The sequence below is a fragment of the Streptomyces sp. NPDC046881 genome (assembly GCF_040645015.1).
In the GTDB taxonomy this organism is placed as follows: Bacteria; Actinomycetota; Actinomycetes; order Streptomycetales; family Streptomycetaceae; genus Streptomyces.
The window spans coordinates 1-15,631 of record NZ_JBEYXJ010000155.1; the positions used below are offsets into that span (position 1 = coordinate 1).

General features: G+C 72.8%; 11 protein-coding genes. 2 read left to right on the forward strand and 9 right to left on the reverse strand.

Translation table 11 applies throughout. The features are described from left to right. Nucleotides 1-116: 116 nt before the first annotated feature. From ABZ923_RS38235 to ABZ923_RS38270, 8 genes are all read right to left on the reverse strand, one after another. On the reverse strand, nt 117-3,839 hold the full coding sequence (locus tag ABZ923_RS38235) for an ABC transporter ATP-binding protein (RefSeq protein ID WP_361481962.1): 3,723 nt from the start codon (nt 3,837-3,839) through the stop codon (nt 117-119). A 133-nt stretch (nt 3,840-3,972) separates the two neighbouring features. After that, nucleotides 3,973-4,893 carry a serine hydrolase gene (locus ABZ923_RS38240; protein WP_361481964.1) on the reverse strand — a complete coding sequence of 307 codons (921 nt, stop codon included), beginning with the start codon at nt 4,891-4,893 and terminating at the stop codon, nt 3,973-3,975. A gap of 169 nt (nt 4,894-5,062) precedes the next feature. After that, nucleotides 5,063-5,986 (reverse strand): serine hydrolase, encoded by a 924-nt coding sequence (locus tag ABZ923_RS38245; protein WP_361481967.1) that lies wholly within the window; start codon nt 5,984-5,986, stop codon nt 5,063-5,065. 163 nt (nt 5,987-6,149) lie between these two features. After that, nucleotides 6,150-6,761, reverse strand: coding sequence for a class F sortase (locus ABZ923_RS38250; RefSeq protein WP_361481970.1), 612 nt, complete (start codon nt 6,759-6,761; stop codon nt 6,150-6,152). 155 nt (nt 6,762-6,916) lie between these two features. Continuing rightward, nucleotides 6,917-7,411, reverse strand: coding sequence for a sortase (locus tag ABZ923_RS38255; RefSeq protein ID WP_361481973.1), 495 nt, complete (start codon nt 7,409-7,411; stop codon nt 6,917-6,919). Between the two features lie 301 nt (nt 7,412-7,712). Continuing rightward, nucleotides 7,713-9,398 carry a thiamine pyrophosphate-binding protein gene (locus ABZ923_RS38260; protein ID WP_361481976.1) on the reverse strand — a complete coding sequence of 562 codons (1,686 nt, stop codon included), beginning with the start codon at nt 9,396-9,398 and terminating at the stop codon, nt 7,713-7,715. Then, a complete protein-coding gene (speB, locus tag ABZ923_RS38265) occupies nt 9,395-10,375 on the reverse strand; it encodes an agmatinase (protein ID WP_361481979.1) in 981 nt (326 codons plus the stop codon). Before speB ends, ABZ923_RS38260 begins: the two co-directional genes overlap by 4 nt. Before the next feature lie 56 nt (nt 10,376-10,431). Further along, nucleotides 10,432-11,892: a sodium:solute symporter gene (locus ABZ923_RS38270; RefSeq protein WP_361481982.1), complete on the reverse strand. Its 1,461-nt coding sequence runs from the start codon at nt 11,890-11,892 to the stop codon at nt 10,432-10,434. A gap of 191 nt (nt 11,893-12,083) precedes the next feature. Between ABZ923_RS38270 and ABZ923_RS38275 the strand changes: the two genes are divergently transcribed. After that, entirely contained in the window at nt 12,084-13,781 is a 1,698-nt protein-coding gene (locus ABZ923_RS38275; protein WP_361481985.1) for a helix-turn-helix domain-containing protein, read from the forward strand. A 73-nt stretch (nt 13,782-13,854) separates the two neighbouring features. Next, entirely contained in the window at nt 13,855-14,643 is a 789-nt protein-coding gene (locus ABZ923_RS38280; protein WP_361481988.1) for a phosphatase, read from the forward strand. A gap of 101 nt (nt 14,644-14,744) precedes the next feature. Here the strand turns inward: ABZ923_RS38280 and ABZ923_RS38285 are convergent, their stop codons facing one another. Further along, on the reverse strand, nt 14,745-15,119 hold the full coding sequence (locus tag ABZ923_RS38285; protein ID WP_361481991.1) for a hypothetical protein: 375 nt from the start codon (nt 15,117-15,119) through the stop codon (nt 14,745-14,747). Nucleotides 15,120-15,631 lie beyond the last annotated feature (512 nt).

Sequence of the window (15,631 nt, forward strand, 5' to 3'; positions counted from 1 at the left end):
TCTTTGTGTGTCCCCCTGTTTTTGGTCCTGCGTTGGGTGGTTCCTTGTTGTTTCCGGGCCCCACGGGTGTGTCGGATGGTTGCACGACCGTCAGCGACACACCTCAGCCAGGGGCCTCACCGGGACGCGCCGACGGGCTCCTCCGGCTCGGACTGGCCGACGAAGGTCCGCCACAGCTCGGCGTACCGGCCGCCGCGGGCCAGCAGCTCCTCGTGGGTGCCGTCCTCCGCGACCCGGCCGTGGTCCATCACCACCACGCGGTCGGCGCGGGCGGCGGTGGTGAGCCGGTGGGCGACCACCAGGGTCGTACGGCGGCCCGCCAGGCGGTCGGTGGCCTGGTTGACCTGGGCCTCGGTGGCCAGGTCCAGGGCGGCCGTGGCCTCGTCCAGGAGCAGGATGTCCGGGTCGACGAGTTCCGCGCGGGCCAGCGCGATCAGCTGGCGCTGGCCGGCGGAGAGGTTGCGGCCGCGCTCGGCGACCTCGTGCAGATAGCCGCCCTCCAGCGTGGCGATCATCTCGTGCGCGCCGACCGCGCGGGCCGCCGCCTCCACCTCGGCGTCGGTGGCGTCGGGGCGGCCGTAGGCGATGGCGTCCCGGACGGTGCCCGGGAAGAGGTAGGCCTCCTGCGGGACGACGCCGAGGCGGTGGCGGTACGACGTGAGGTCCAGGGCGCGCAGGTCCGTGCCGTCGACCGTGACCCGCCCGGCGGTCGGGTCGTAGAACCGCGCGACCAGTTTGACCAGGGTCGACTTGCCGGCGCCCGTCTCGCCGACGAACGCGACCGTCTGTCCGGCCGGAATCGTCAGGTCGATGCCGGACAGCGCCTCCTCCTCGTCGCCGTACGCGAAGTGCACGCCCTCGAAGGCGATGTCACCGCGCAGGGACAGCACGTCGAGGGGTTCGGCGGCGGACCCCGTGGACGTCGGCTCGCGCAGCAGTTCCTGGATGCGGCCCAGCGAGACCGTGGCCTGCTGGTAGCCGTCGAAGACCTGGGAGAGCTGCTGGACCGGCGCGAAGAACAGGTCGATGTAGAGCAGGTACGCCACCAGGGCGCCCGTCGTCAGCGTGGCCGCCTCCACCCGGCCCGCACCCGCGATCAGCACGGCCGCGGCGGCGACCGAGGACAGCAGCTGCACGAAGGGGAAGTAGACCGATATCAGCCACTGGCCGCGGATACGGGCGCGCCGGTAGTCGTCGCTGCGCTCGGCGAACCGGCGTCCGCCGTCCCGCTCCCGCCGGAAGGCCTGCACGATCCGCAGCCCGGCCACGGTCTCCTGGAGGTCGGCGTTCACCGTGGAGACCCGCTCGCGGGCGAGTTCGTACGCCTTCACGCTCGCCCGGCGGAAGAAGAAGGTGGCCACGAACAGCGGGGGCAGGGTCGCGAAGACCACCAGCGCGAGCTGGAGGTCGAGCACCAGCAGGGCGGCCATGATCCCGAAGAAGGTGACGACCGAGACGAACGCGGTGACCAGGCCGGTCTGCAGGAACGTGGAGAGCGCGTCGACGTCCGTCGTCATCCGGGTCATGATCCGGCCGGTCAGCTCGCGCTCGTAGTAGTCCAGGCCGAGCCGCTGGAGCTGCGCGAAGATCTTCAGCCGCAGCGCGTACAGCACGCGCTCGCCGGTACGGCCGGTCATCCGGGTCTCGCCGATCTGCGCGGCCCACTGCACCAGCACGGTCAGCAGGGCGAGCAGGGCGGCCGACCACACCGCGCCGATCGCCGCCTTGGTCACACCCGAGTCGATGCCGTGCCGGATCAGCACCGGCAGCAGCAGGCCCGCGCCCGCGTCCACGGCGACCAGCAGCAGGCTGGCCAGCAGCGGCAGCCCGAAGCCGCGCAGCAGGCGGCGCAGGCCGTAGGAGTCCTCGGGCAGGACCGCGCGGCCCTCGTCGATGTCCGGGGTGTCGGTGGCCGGGGGCAGCGCCTCCACCTGGGCGAGCAGCTCCGGGGTGGCCGGCGTGCCGGACAGGGCCGCGGCGTTCTTGGGCTCGCGGTCGCCGGTCCACAGCCGCGGGGTCACCCCGCGCTCGGCGTCGAACTCGGCGTCCAGCTCGTCCCGGACGGAGGTGTCCTCCCGCGGCTCGGCCGGGCGGGCGTGGCCCGGGGAGACCCCGCCCAGCTCGTCGGGGTCGGTGAGCAGCCGGCGGTACAGGGCCGAGCGCTCCTGGAGCTCCTCGTGGGTGCCTATGTCGGCGAGCCGGCCGCCGTCGAGGACGGCGATGCGGTCGGCGAGGTTCAGGGTGGAGCGGCGGTGGGCGATGAGCAGGGTCGTACGGCCCCGCATCACGTGCCCGAGGGCCTCGTGGATCTCGTGTTCGACCCGGGCGTCCACGGCCGAGGTGGCGTCGTCCAGGACCAGCAGGCGGGGGTCGGTGAGCAGGGCGCGGGCGAGCGCGACGCGCTGGCGCTGGCCGCCGGAGAGGGTCAGGCCCTGCTCGCCGACCTTGGTGTCGTAGCCGTTGGGCAGCTCTCTGATGAAACGGTCCGCCTGGGCGGCGCGGGCGGCTGCCTCGATCTCCTCCTGGGTGGCGTCCGGGCGGCCGTAGGCGATGTTGGCGCGGACGGTGTCGGAGAAGAGGAACGAATCTTCAGGGACCAGGCCGATCGCGGCCCGCAGCGAGTCCAGGGTCAGCTCGCGCACGTCGTGGCCGCCGATGAGGACGGCGCCGTGGGTGACGTCGTAGAAGCGCGGCAGGAGCAGGGAGAGGGTGGACTTGCCGGAGCCGGAGGAGCCGACGACGGCGAGGGTCTCGCCGGGCCGTATCTCGAAGCTCAGCCCGTCCAGCACGGGACGCTCGTGGTCGTAGCCGAAGGACACGTCGTCGAACTCGACGGTCGCGGGCGCGTCGGCGGGCAGCTCCTTGGTGCCGTCCTTCAGGGTCGGCTCGGTGTCGATCAGCTCCAGGACGCGCTCGGTGCCGGCCCGGGCCTGCTGGCCGACCGTGAGGACCATCGCGAGCATGCGGACCGGGCCGACCAGCTGGGCCAGGTAGGTGGAGAAGGCCACGAAGGTGCCGAGCGTGATGTGACCGCGGACGGCGAGCCAGCCGCCGAGGGCCAGCATGGCGACCTGGCCGAGCGCCGGGACGGCCTGGAGGGCCGGGGTGTACCTGCTGTTCAGGCGGATCGTGCGCAGGCGGCCCGCGAACAGCCGGCGGCCGACCTCGCGCAGCTTGCCGGTCTCCTGGTCCTCCTGCCCGAAGCCCTTCACCACGCGGACACCGCTCACCGCGCCGTCGACCACGCCGGCCACGGCGGCGGCCTGGGCCTGGGCGTACCAGGTGGCGGGGTGCAGCCTGCTGCGGCTGCGCCGGGCGATCCAGCCGAGGGCGGGCGCGACGGCCAAGGCGACCAGGGTCAGCGGCAGCGACAGCCACGCCATGATCACCAGGGAGATCAGGAAGAGCAGGAGGTTCCCGATGGTCATCGGGAGCATGAAGAGCAGGCCCTGGATCAGCTGGAGGTCGCTGGTGGCGCGGCCGACGACCTGCCCGGTGGACAGCTCGTCCTGGCGGCGGCCGTCCAGCCGGGTGATCGTGCCGTACATCTCGGTCCGCAGGTCGTGCTGGACGTCCAGGGCGAGCCGGCCGCCGTAGAAGCGGCGGATGTAGGTGAGGGCGTAGACGAGGAGGGCCGCGCCGACGAGGGCGCCGGCCCAGGGGGCCATGGCGCGCGTGTGGGCGCCGATCACGTCGTCGATGATCACCTTCGTGATCAGCGGGACGACGGCCAGGACGGCCATGCCGGCGAGGGACGAGCCGAGGGCCAGGACGACGTCCTTCGGATACCGCCAGGCGTACCCCGCCAGGCGTCGTGCCCATCCCCGTTGCGCTGCCACGCCGGTGCCTCCCGTTCGACCTGTTCTTCCGCAAGGCACCAACGCCGGAAGAAGCGGATTTCATCCCTCCGCAACAAACCGCTCCGCTGGGTCCGGCCCCGGTCACACTGCGGCGCGGACCCTCCCGGGAGCCTCAGCCCTGCGGTGGTATGGCGACGAACGCCTCGCTCGGCGAGTCGGTCGGGGTGTACCGGGTGACGCCGGGCGTGGTCGGCACCAGGTCCTGGTGGATCGCCCTGGCGACGTTCTGGATCGTGGACACGCCGTACTCCATGGTGCTGTCGTCCTGCGTCAGCACGGTGATCACGTAGTCGTGGCCGGCGCCGTTGAAAGTGCCCAGGCTGTGCACCCGCCAGCCGTGCGTGGAGCGCTGCAGCCAGCCGTTCTTCACGTGCACCGAGACGGACGACGGCGCTCCCGCCGGCGTGCCCCAGCGCTGGTCCGCGACGACCTGCCCCATCAGCTTCAGCATGTAGGCACGGGCGTTGTCGCTCAGCACGCTGTTCCTGGCGGTGACCAGCTTGAGCAGCTTCTGCTCGTCGGTGACGTTCTCCCGGGTCAGACCCCAGTAACCGTCCGCACCGGGCACGGTCCTGGTCATGCCGGCCGCCGTCAGGAAGCCCTGGATCTTCGCCGTGCCGAGCTGCTTCCACAGCTTGCTGGTCGCGTCGTTGTCCGACTCGGTGATCATGGCCGTGGCGAGTTCGTCCTCGGTGTCGGTCAGGTACCGGTTGCTCTTCTTCGCGTCCCACAGCAGCGCGGCGAGCACGGTGACCTTCACGGTGCTGGCCGAGTCGAAGGCGGTCGTGGCGTTCAGCGTGCACGTGGTGCCGGTGGAGCGGTCGTACAGACCGATGGCGACGGTGCCCTCGCGGTTCGCGAGGGCCGCGGTGATGTCCTTCTTCAGCTTGGCGGCGAGGCCCGCCTTGGCGGACGTGCAGTCGACGGTGGCCGTCGGTGCCGCCGCGGACGGAAGGGCGGCGGCGCAGACGAGCAGCGTGGCACCGAAGGCGGTCGTGAAGGCCCCGGCTGAGCGGGATATCCGGTAGGTCATGAAGGCTCCCCCCTGTGACGGCGAAGACGGGCGTCCTGCGTTGACGCATGGTCGCAGGGCGGGAGTTCGCCCGATCAGGAGGGTCGACCATCGGGCGTACGTCCCCGGCGGCAGCGGCCACCGGGGACGTACTGATCGTGCGGAAGAGCGACCGCCCCGGGGCCCGGGATCAGCCCTGCGGCGGTACGGCGACGAACGCCTCGCTCGGCGAGTCGGTCGGGGTGTAGCGGGTGACGCCGGGCGTGGTCGGCACCAGGTCCTTGTGGATCGCCTTGGCGACGTTCTGGATCGTGGTGATCCCGTAGCTCATGGTGCTGTTGTCCTGCGTCAGCACGGTGATCACGTAGTCGTGGCCGGCACCGTTGAAAGTGCCCAGGCTGTGCACCCGCCAGCCGTGCGTGGAGCGCTGCAGCCAGCCGTTCTTCACGTGCACCGAGACGGACGACGGCGCTCCCGCCGGCGTGCCCCAGCGCTGGTCCGCGACGACCTGCCCCATCAACTTGAGGATGTAGGCACGGGCGTTGTCGCTCAGCACGCTGTTCCTGGCGGTGACCAGCTTGAGCAGCTTCTGCTCGTCGGTGACGTTCTCCCGGGTCAGTCCCCAGTAACCGTCCGCGCCCGGCACGGTCTTGGTCATGCCGGCGGCGGACAGGAAGCCCTTGATCTTCGTCATGCCGAGCTGCTTCCAGAGCTTGCTGGTCGCAGTGTTGTCGGACTTCGTGATCATGGCCTTGGCGAGCGACTGCTCGGTGGTCGTCAGGTACCGGTTGTGCTTCTTGGCGTCCCACAGCAGCGCGGCGAGCACGGTGACCTTCACGGTGCTGGCCGAGTCGTAGGCGCTGGTGGCCCGCAGGGTGCAGGTGGTCTTGGTGCTGCGGTCGTACAGGCCGACGGCGACGGTGCCCTTGCGGTTCGCCAGGGCGGCCGTGATGTCCTTCTGCAGCTTGGCGGCCAGGCCCGCCTTGGCGGACGTGCAGGCCACGGTGGGCGTGACCGCGGCGGCCGGAGTGGCGGCGGTCACGGCCGGTACGAGCAGCGCGGCACTGACGGCGGCCGCGAGCGCACCCGCCCGGCCGGGTATCCGGTAAGTCATGGAAAGTCCCCTTGAAAGTCGTACGGGCGTCCCCCTGAACGCCGTTGAGCGCACCCGTGCGCTGTAGAAAGGGACTCGCCAAGGGAGTTGATAGTTGCACGCGCGTTCGAGGAAAGGGGCGTGCCTCACCGCGCCACGCGGTGGCCGGTGTCCGTCCGGCCGGCTACCTCACCGCGGTCAGCGTCGCGTAGACCACGACGTTGCCCAGGTAGCCGGTGCGCCTGGTGTAGCCGCCGCCGCAGGTGATCAGACGGAGTTCGGGCCGGCCGGAACCGCCGTAGACCCTGTCGCTGGGGAACTTCTCCCGGTCGTACAGCTCGACGGCGCGGACGGCGAACACCGCTGTCCGCCGGTCCGCCCGGCGGATCTCGATGGTGGCGCCCCGGGCCAAGGTGCCGAGGTCGTAGAAGACACCGGGGTCTCCGGTGGGTGTGTCCACATGCCCGGCGACGACGGCGGTTCCCGCCGAGCCGGGAGCCGTGCCGTCGCCGTACCAGCCGACGAGGCCGGGTTCGCCGGCCGGTGGCGGCCGTAGCGCACCTGCCGCGTCGAGCCCCACGCGGGCCGTCGGGGCGTCCACGCCGATGGCGGCGATCCGGAGCCGGACCGGATCCGCGGGGGGCAGCGGACGGACCGTGCGGCCGGCGGGGTACGCCGGGGCCGGGAGGGCCTGGGCCGCCGACGGCCGCGGCGGCTCCTCACCGTGGACCCCGTTGATCAGCAGCAGGGCACCCGCCGTCATCACACAGGTGAGGAGGAGCCCGGAGGGGCTCAACGCGTCACGGGGAGCGCTGGTGTGGTGTCCGGGTGACATCGCGGTCGGGCCTCTGCTTCACGGCGGGTGCGGCGCAGCGGGTGGTGTGGGCCTCGCGGCCGTCGGACCGGGCCCGTGGGGGGCGGTCACGGGCCGGGGCGGGCGGGGCCGGACGGTCAGGTCCGGTTGCCGTTCGGGCGGCGGCGCAGCCGGAGCACGGCCCCGGCGGCGGCCGTGACGAGCAGCCCGCCGCCCAGGACGAGCTGCGTGCCCGTGTCCTCGTCCGGTCCGAAGCCGGCGCTGACCGAGCCGGCCGGAGGGCGGCCGGTGACCCGGTACGTCTCCGTGAGCCGGGTCAGTGGCGGACACTTCAGGGTGATGGTGTCCTTGCTGCCCGGCCTGGCTCCCTCCGGGATCCGGAACTGGCCGGTCAGCTCTCCCTCCTCGTCGCCTTCGAAGAGGTGGAACTCCCCGCCCACCTCCGACCAGCCCTTGCCGTAGTCCGCGTCGGCGTCGCAGGCGCTCGTACTGACCGTGACCGTGGAGCCCGGGTAGGCGTTCCACGAGTCGATGCGGACATCCGGGTCGTCGGCGGCGGCAGCGGCCGGGATCTGCAGTCCGAGAGCACCGAGAGCCAGGCCGATCCCCGCACCCAGGTGTGTGTAACGCATGCGAATCCTCCAACGGAACGGTGTCCGGCCTGTCTGCGTGGTGCCTCTCCTGTGTTCACTCAGGACGCAACCAACAGTCCGTCAGGGCCGCAACCTGACGCGGCGCCGGATGTGTCGCCCGATCAGGTGCCGCGGCGCCCCGTCCCGGCCGCTTGCGCAGGTCACCGCCTGTGGAGATCGCGGATGCGCATCACCCTCCGACCCGTCCCCATCACGGTGAACGCCGAACGGACGGTCCCACGCGATGCGGGCCGTCCGCCGGGTCCGCTCCCGCGCCTCCGGCGCCGTGTCCGCCGCCCGGTCAGCCCAGGTGCGTCGGTGCGAACATGCGCAGGACCGCCGGGAGTACGACCACCGAGGGGCCGGGCGCGGACAGGGCCTTCGTCAGGTCCTCCTCCAGTGTCTCCGGGGTCGTGCGGACGGCGGGGACGCCGAAGGACTCCGCGAGGGCCACGTAGTCCGGGCGGTGCAGTTCCGTCGCGGTCGGCTGGCCGAAGGCGTCCGTCATGTACTCGCGGAGGATGCCGTAGCCGCCGTCGTCGACGATGAGCCAGGTGACGGGGAGGTCGTACTGGCGGGCCGTGGCCAGCTCGGCGATGGAGTACAGGGCACCGCCGTCGCCGGACACCGCCAGCACCGGGCGGGTCGGGTCGGCCGCCGCCGCGCCCAGGGCCGCCGGGAAGCCGTAGCCGAGGCCGCCGGCGCCCTGCGCCGAGTGCATCGTGTTGGGACCCTGCGCGTCGAACGCCGACCAGGCCCAGTAGGCCAGGATCGTCATGTCCCAGAAGGACGGGGAGTCGGCGGGCAGGGCGCGGCGGACCGAGGCCAGCACGTCCTGCTCCAGGGTGAGTTCCTGGCCCGCGATGCGGTCGGCGACCTTCGCCAGCAGCTCCCGCACCCGCTCCGGCGCCGAGGCGTCCGTGCGCTCCTCGACCGTCTCCAGCAGGGCCTGGAGGGCCGGCCGGGCGTCCGCGTGGATGCCGAGGGCCGGGTGGTTGGACTCCAGTTTGCCGAGGTCCGCCTCGATCTGGATCACTCGGCCCCGGGGCCGGAAGGTGTGGTAGTTGGAGGACAGTTCGCCGAGGCCGGAGCCGACCACCAGGAGGACGTCCGCGTCCTCCAGGAAGTCCGTCGTGTGCCGGTCCTCCAGCCAGGACTGCAACGACAGGGGGTGGTTCCAGGGGAACGCGCCCTTGCCGCCGAACGTCGTCACGACCGGTGCCTGAAGCCGCTCGGCCAGCCGGAGCAGCTTGCCGGACGCGTCGGCGCGGACGACCCCGCCGCCCGCGACGATCGCCGGGCGTTCCGCGCGGGACAGCAGGTCGGCGGCCACCGCGGTGAGCTCGGGGCGCGGGACCAGGTCGTCCGGGGTCGCGTCCATCGCCGTCACCACCGGCAGCGAGGTCTCGGCCAGCAGGACGTCCTGCGGGATCTCCACCCACACCGGGCCGTGCGGGGCGGTCAGCGCCGACTTCCAGGCCGCCGCGATCGCGGAGGGGATCTGCGACGGGGTGCGGACGGTGTGGACCGACTTGACGACTCCGCGGAACGAGGCCGCCTGGTCGGGCAGTTCATGGAGGTAGCCGTGCCGGCCGCCGCCCAGGCCCGCCGTCGGGATCTGGCTGCTGATCGCCAGGACGGGGGCGGAGGCGGCCGCCGCCTCCTGGAGCGCGGCCAGTGACGTCAGCGCGCCCGGGCCCGTCGAGAGCAGCAGCGGGGCCGCCTCGCCGGTGATCCTGCCGTAGGCGTCGGCCGCGAAGCCCGCGTTGTTCTCCACCCGCAGGCCCACGTAATGCAGCGTCGAGCGGCGCAGGGCGTCGAACATGCCGAGGGCGTGCTGGCCGGGCAGGCCGAAGACCGTGGTCGCGCCGAGCCCGGCCAGCGTCTCCACGACCAGGTCTCCGCCGTTGCGCCCCGGGGGAGGGTTCAGGGCGGCGGTGATCTGCGCCGTCGTCGGGCGGAGTACCAGGTCGTGGTCGTGGGTCACTGCGCTTCGGCGTCCTTCCGGGCGGCCGCGATCTGGCGGCTCATGATGGTGGTCAGTTCGTAGGCCGTGTGGGAGGCCGCGACCGAGGTGATCTCGGCGTGGTCGTAGGCCGGGGCGACCTCGACGACGTCCGCCGAGACCAGGTTGCAGGAGGCCAGCCCGCGCAGGATCTCCAGCAGCTCGCGGGAGGTCATGCCGCCCGCCTCCGGGGTGCCGGTGCCGGGCGCGTGCGCCGGGTCGAGGCAGTCGATGTCGATGGAGATGTACAGCGGGCGGTCGCCGATGCGCTGGCGCAGCTGGTCGGCCACCTCGTCGGCGCCCCGGCGGTAGATGTCCGCCGAGGTGACGATGCCGAAGCCCATCTTCTCGTCGTCGGTGAGGTCCTGCTTGCCGTACAGCGGGCCGCGGGTGCCCACGTGGGAGAGCGCCTCGGTGTCGAGGATGCCCTCCTCCACCGCGCGGCGGAACGGGGTGCCGTGGGTGTACTCGGCGCCGAAGTAGGTGTCCCAGGTGTCCAGGTGGGCGTCGAAGTGGAGCAGGGCGACGGGGCCGTGCTTCTTCGCCACCGAGCGCAGCAGCGGCAGGGCGATGGTGTGGTCGCCGCCGAGGGTCATCAGGCGGGCGCCGGTGCCGAGCAGCTCGTCGGCCGCGGCCTCGATCGTCTCGACGGCCTCGTTGATGTTGAACGGGTTCACGGCGATGTCGCCGCCGTCCGCGACCTGCGCGAGGGCGAACGGGGAGGCGTCCTGCGCCGGGTTGTAGGGGCGCAGCAGCCGGGACGCCTCGCGGATGGCGTTGCCGCCGAAGCGGGCGCCCGGCCGGTACGAGACGCCGGAGTCGAAGGGCACGCCGACCACGGCGACGTCGGCGGTGCCGACCTCGTCCAGGCGGGGCAGCCGGGCGAAGGTCGCGGGTCCGGCGTACCGCGGGATGCGGGAGGAGTCGACGGGGCCGCGGGGCGTCTCGTTGCTGCTCATGGTGAATTGCCTTCTTTCCAGCGCTTCATCGCGCTTGTACTGCTTTCCCTATGACTCTACTGGGGAGCCGGGACCGGTTCGGACGCGAGTTCGGGGGATCGGCCGGCGAGGCGCTCGCGCCAGGTGGCGAGGACCGCCTCGTCGGTGGGCCTGGTCGCCAGGGAGACGGCGACGTAGACCGCGAGGGAGGCGAGCAAGCCGTAGTAGACGGGTTCGTTGGCGAGGATGCCGTAGCCGGCCATCAGGCCGATGACGGCGAGGCCGCCGACGGCGACGGAGGCCAGCGCGCCCTGGACGGTGCCGCGCTTCCACAGCAGGCCGCCGAGGATGGGCACGAGCAGGCCGCCGACGAGGAGGTTGTAGGCGACGGTGAGCGCCTCGACCACGTTGTTCAGCGCGATCGCCGTGCCGATCACGGCCAGGCCCATGATCAGGATGAAGGCGCGGTTGCCCTTGACCTCGTCGTGCTCGGCGCCGCCGCGACGGACGGCACCGCGCAGGCGGGACCAGATGTCGTTGTTGGCGACCGTGGCGCAGGCGATCAGGGCGCCGGAGGAGGTGGACATCACGGCGGCGAGGGCGGCGGCCAGGACCAGGCCGCGCACGCCGACCGGGAGCTCGTCCTTGACGATGGTGGCGAAGGCGTCGTCGGCGCTGCCGAGCGTGGGGTAGAGCACCTTGGCGGCGGTGCCGATCACCGCGCCGGCCAGGGCGTAGGCCAGGCAGTAGGTGCCGGCCACCGTGCCGCCCCACTTGGCGGTCCGGTCGCTGCGGGCGGTGAACACGCGCTGCCAGATGTCCTGGCCGATCAGCATGCCGAACGTGTAGATCAGGACATAGGTGAAGATCGTCTCGCCGCCGATGCCCAGCGGGTCGAAGTACGAGGTCGGCAGCTTGGCCTTCATCTCGGCGAAGCCGCCCGCCTTGACGACGGCTATCGGCAGCAGGAGCAGGAGCACGCCGATCGTCTTGACCACGAACTGGACCATGTCGGTCAGCGTGATGGACCACATGCCGCCGAGGGTGGAGTAGGCGACGACGATCGAACCGCCCAGGACGATCGCGACGGTCCGGTTCATGTCGAACAGGACGTCGAAGATCGTGGCGTAGGCGATGGTCGAGGTCACCGCGAGCATGAGGGTGTACGCCCACATGACCACGCCGGAGATCACGCCGGCCCGGCCGCCGTAGCGCAGGTCGAGCATCTCGGAGACCGTGTAGACCTTCAGGCGGGCGATGCGCGCGGAGAAGAAGACCGACAGGGCGAGCAGGCCGAGGCCGATGGTGAAGACCATCCAGGCCCCGGAGAGGCCGTACTGGTAGCCGAGGCCCACTCCGCCGATGGTGGAGGCGCCGCCGAGGACGATCGCCGCCATGGTGCCGGAGTACATGGCGGGGCCGAGGCGCCGGCCGGCCACCAGGAACTCGCTCTTGGACTTGGCGCGGCGCATGCCCCACCAGCCCATGGCCAGCATGCCGGCGAGATAGACGACGATCACTGTGTAGTCGACGGCCATGGGGGGCCCTCCTTCGCGCACTGTCCGGTGGCGTGTCGTGCAGATGCTTCGGGATGTGTCGGCAGCGGCTCGCGGGGACATCCGCCCGTACCCGCGGCTGCCGTGCCCACCTGACACTAGGTGGCCGGAAAGCGACTGCGAAGTGTACGTTTCATCCATATGAACGGGGCGGGATGGAGGGAACGCACACCATGCCGGAGACGATCGCCCCAGCCGTCCCACCGACCCCACCGGTACCGCTCCAGGCGCTGCTGGCCCGCGAGGACCTCGCCCTGCGGCAGATCGCCGGGCCGGCGGATCCGGGGATCGTGATCCACTGGGCGCACACCTCGGAGATGGCCGACCCGTACCCGTACCTGCTCGGCGGCGAGCTGCTGCTGACCGCCGGCGTGCACATCCCGGAGGCGGCCGGCTCCGGCACGTACTTCGACGACTACGTCTCCCGGATCGTGGCGGCGGGCGGCGCGGCCCTCGGCTTCGGGCTGGCCCCGGTGCACGACACGGTCCCGCGCGCCCTGGTGGTCGCCTGCGAGCGGTACGGCCTGCCGCTGCTGGAGGTCCCGCCGCAGACCACGTTCTCCGGCGTGGCCCGCGCGGTGTGGCAGCTGATGGCGCAGGCCCGGCTGGCCGAGCTGCGCCGGGTCACCGAGGCCCAGCAGAGCCTCGCGGCGGCCGCGTCCCGCCCGGATCCGGTCCCCTCGGTCCTGCGCCAGCTGGCCCAGCGCCTCGGCGGCCGCGCGGTGCTGTACGGGCCCGACGGCACGGAGGTCGCGGCGGCGGGCCGGGAGACCCCCGAGGGCGCGCGCACGGCACTGGCGAAGTTGGCCGGGGTGGTACGGCCGACGACCACACCACCGACGGACCCCGCCCGCCCGCACCCCACCACCGCACCGGCCCCGCCGACGGCACCGGCCGCACCGGCGGCCCGGCCGAGGCCCGCCCCCACCTCACCGGCCGCCCCCGCAGCCCCGGCCTCCACCGCCGCACCGGGCCGGTCGACGGCCTCGGCCGCGCCGGCCGCCCGGTCGGGAGCCGCCTCCGCCGTGCCGGTCGCCCAGGCCGCCCCCGCCGGCCGTCCGCACCCCACCTCCGCCACCGACACGCACGGGGCGACCCACCTCGCGGTCTACTCGCTCGGGGCCGGTGCCGGGTTCGTGCTCGGTGTGTCCGCTCCCCGGCGCGACCCGGGGGACCACACCATCGCCTCCGTCGCCGCCGTGCTGCTGTCCCTGCTGACCGGTGAGCACCAGAGCGGGGCCGGGGCGGCCCGGTCCTCCGCGCTCGTGCGGTTGCTGCTGGGCGCCCCGCCCGAGCAGGTGGCCCCGCTGCTCGGCACCGGGCAGTGGCTCGTCGTGCACGCGCGGCCGGAGGCACAGGCGCCGGACGCGGTCGCCGCCTCCGGGCTCGGCGCCGCCCTGGGCTCGCCGCTGGTCGACCTCGCCGGTGACGTCGTACGGGTGCTGGTGCCGGCCGACCGGGAGCCGGAACAGCAGCCGGGCTGGACGCTCGGGGTGAGCGCCGCCGCCGGACCGGCGGAGTGGCCGGCCGCCGACACCCAGGCCGCCCGGGCCCTCGCCCGGGCCCGCGCGACCCGTACCCCGCTGGTCCGGCACGCCGCCCGGCCGGCGCTGGAGGACCTGGTGCCGCGGGCGGACGCCGACACGCACGCCCGTACGCTGCTCGCCCCCCTCGCGGGGCAGGCCGCGCTCGCCGAGACCCTGCGCACCTGGCTGTCGTTGCACGGCAGTTGGGACCGTACGGCGGTGGCGCTGGACGTGCACCGCAACACCGTGCGGCAGCGGATCGCCCGCTGCGCCGCCCTGTTGGCCGCCGACCTGGACGACCCGGACGTCCGGATGGAGTTGTGGTTCGCGCTGCGGCGGACCTGAGGGCCGAGTGACCCCCGTCCCAGCGGGTGGCATGCCGAGGACGCGGGCCGCGGGCTGCCTCACAATGGGAGGCATGCCGATATCCGGGACACCCAGCCGCGCCCAGCTCGTCGACCACCTGGTGCGCACCCGTATCGCGGGGGACGTCGCCACGCCCCGCGAGAACAACCTCTCCCACTACCGCCAGCTCGCCAACGGTGTCCGGGGCTTCTGGCTCGGCCTGGAGCTGGGCGACCGCTGGACGGACGAGCAGGACGTCCTCGCGGTCATGGCCGAGCGGGTGGGTGTCAACGACGACCCCGAGTACCGGTACGGACAGGACACCATCGACCCCGAGCTGACCGTGGACGCGCTGGACCGGATGGCGGCGCGGCTGCGCAAGGCGGCCGAGGGAGGGCAGCGGGTGCTGTTCGCGACCGGGCACCCGGGCGGTCTGCTGGACGTGCACCGGGCCACGGCCGCCGCGTTGCGCGCCGCCGGCTGCGAGATCGTGGTCATCCCGGAGGGGCTGCAGACGGAGGAGGGGTACGTCATGCAGTTCGCGGACGTGGCCGTGCTGGAGCACGGGGCGTCACTGTGGCACACCCACTCGGGCGAGCCGATGCGGGCCATTCTGACGGGACTTGAGCGGGAGGGGCGGCCGCTGCCGGACCTGGTGGTCGCCGACCACGGCTGGGCCGGGTACGCGGGTCAGCACGGCGTCGACTCCGTCGGGTACGCCGACTGCAACGACCCGGCGCTGTTCCTCGCCGAGTCCGAGGGCACCGTCCAGGTCGTCGTGCCGCTGGACGACCACGTGGTCAGCCCGCGCCACTACGACCCCATGACGGCGTATCTGCTCGCCGCGGCGGGGCTGTCCTGACGGGCCGGCACATCTGACGGACCCGCATATCTGACGGAACGACAGGCCGGACGTGCGGTCCCGCCACCGGGGCCGCACGCCGTGGTCACTGCGTGGTCGGGTCAGTGCCCACCACCTCCTCCGCCGCCGCCGTGGCCGCCTCCGCCACCACCGTGGCCGCCTCCGCCACCGCCGTGGTCGCCTCCGCCACCGCCGTGGTCACCTCCGCCGCCACCGTGGTCACCGCCGTAGCCGCCGTGGTCACCGCCGTAGCCGCCGTGGTCGCCGCCGTAGCCGTAGTCGTCGTCATCGTCGCCCCACGAGTCGTGGTCGCCGTGACGCCCGTTGTCGTCGTCTCCCCAGCCGCTGCTGTAGGAGCTGTGGTCGTTGTGGTCCGCGGCAGAGGCGGCTCCGGCCGTGCCGATCGCGGCTCCGCCGGCCAGCAGCAGGCCGGAGGCGGACAACGCGACAAGACGCCTCGTGCGCTGTGATCGCATGGGAATACCTTCCATCTCCATCGGCTCTCGCGGCTCCCGGCGGAAGGCGCGAGGTGGATGGCCACGCCGCTGCGAAATGCGAAGATGCGGCGCGGTCTTCAGATGTCACCGCAGTGAAGTGATACGAAACGGCGTCAAGAACCCCGGTTGCCGGGCGCACCGGCAGTGCCGGGCAGGCCGTTCGTTGCGGCTTTCACTAAAAGAGCCTACTGCCGCATGCGTCACACGTCATCTCGAAGCGGCACCACCCGGTCGTACCTTTCCGGTGCGGGTCCGCGGTCCCTGCCGGAGAGCCGTGGCAGGTCGGTCTGCTCGCGGCCGGGTTCGTGGCCGCCGCTCCCGCCTCCGCCCACGGCGGTGACGTGGGCTACTGCCGGCAGTCCGGCGGCGCCGCCTCGGCCGGTGACACACACGCCGTCCGGGGCGACGCGGGCTGCGCCCACGTCGGCTGATCCCGCACACGCCGAGAGGCGGGCGAGGACCCCGGAAGGGGCTTCGCCCGCCTCTCGGGG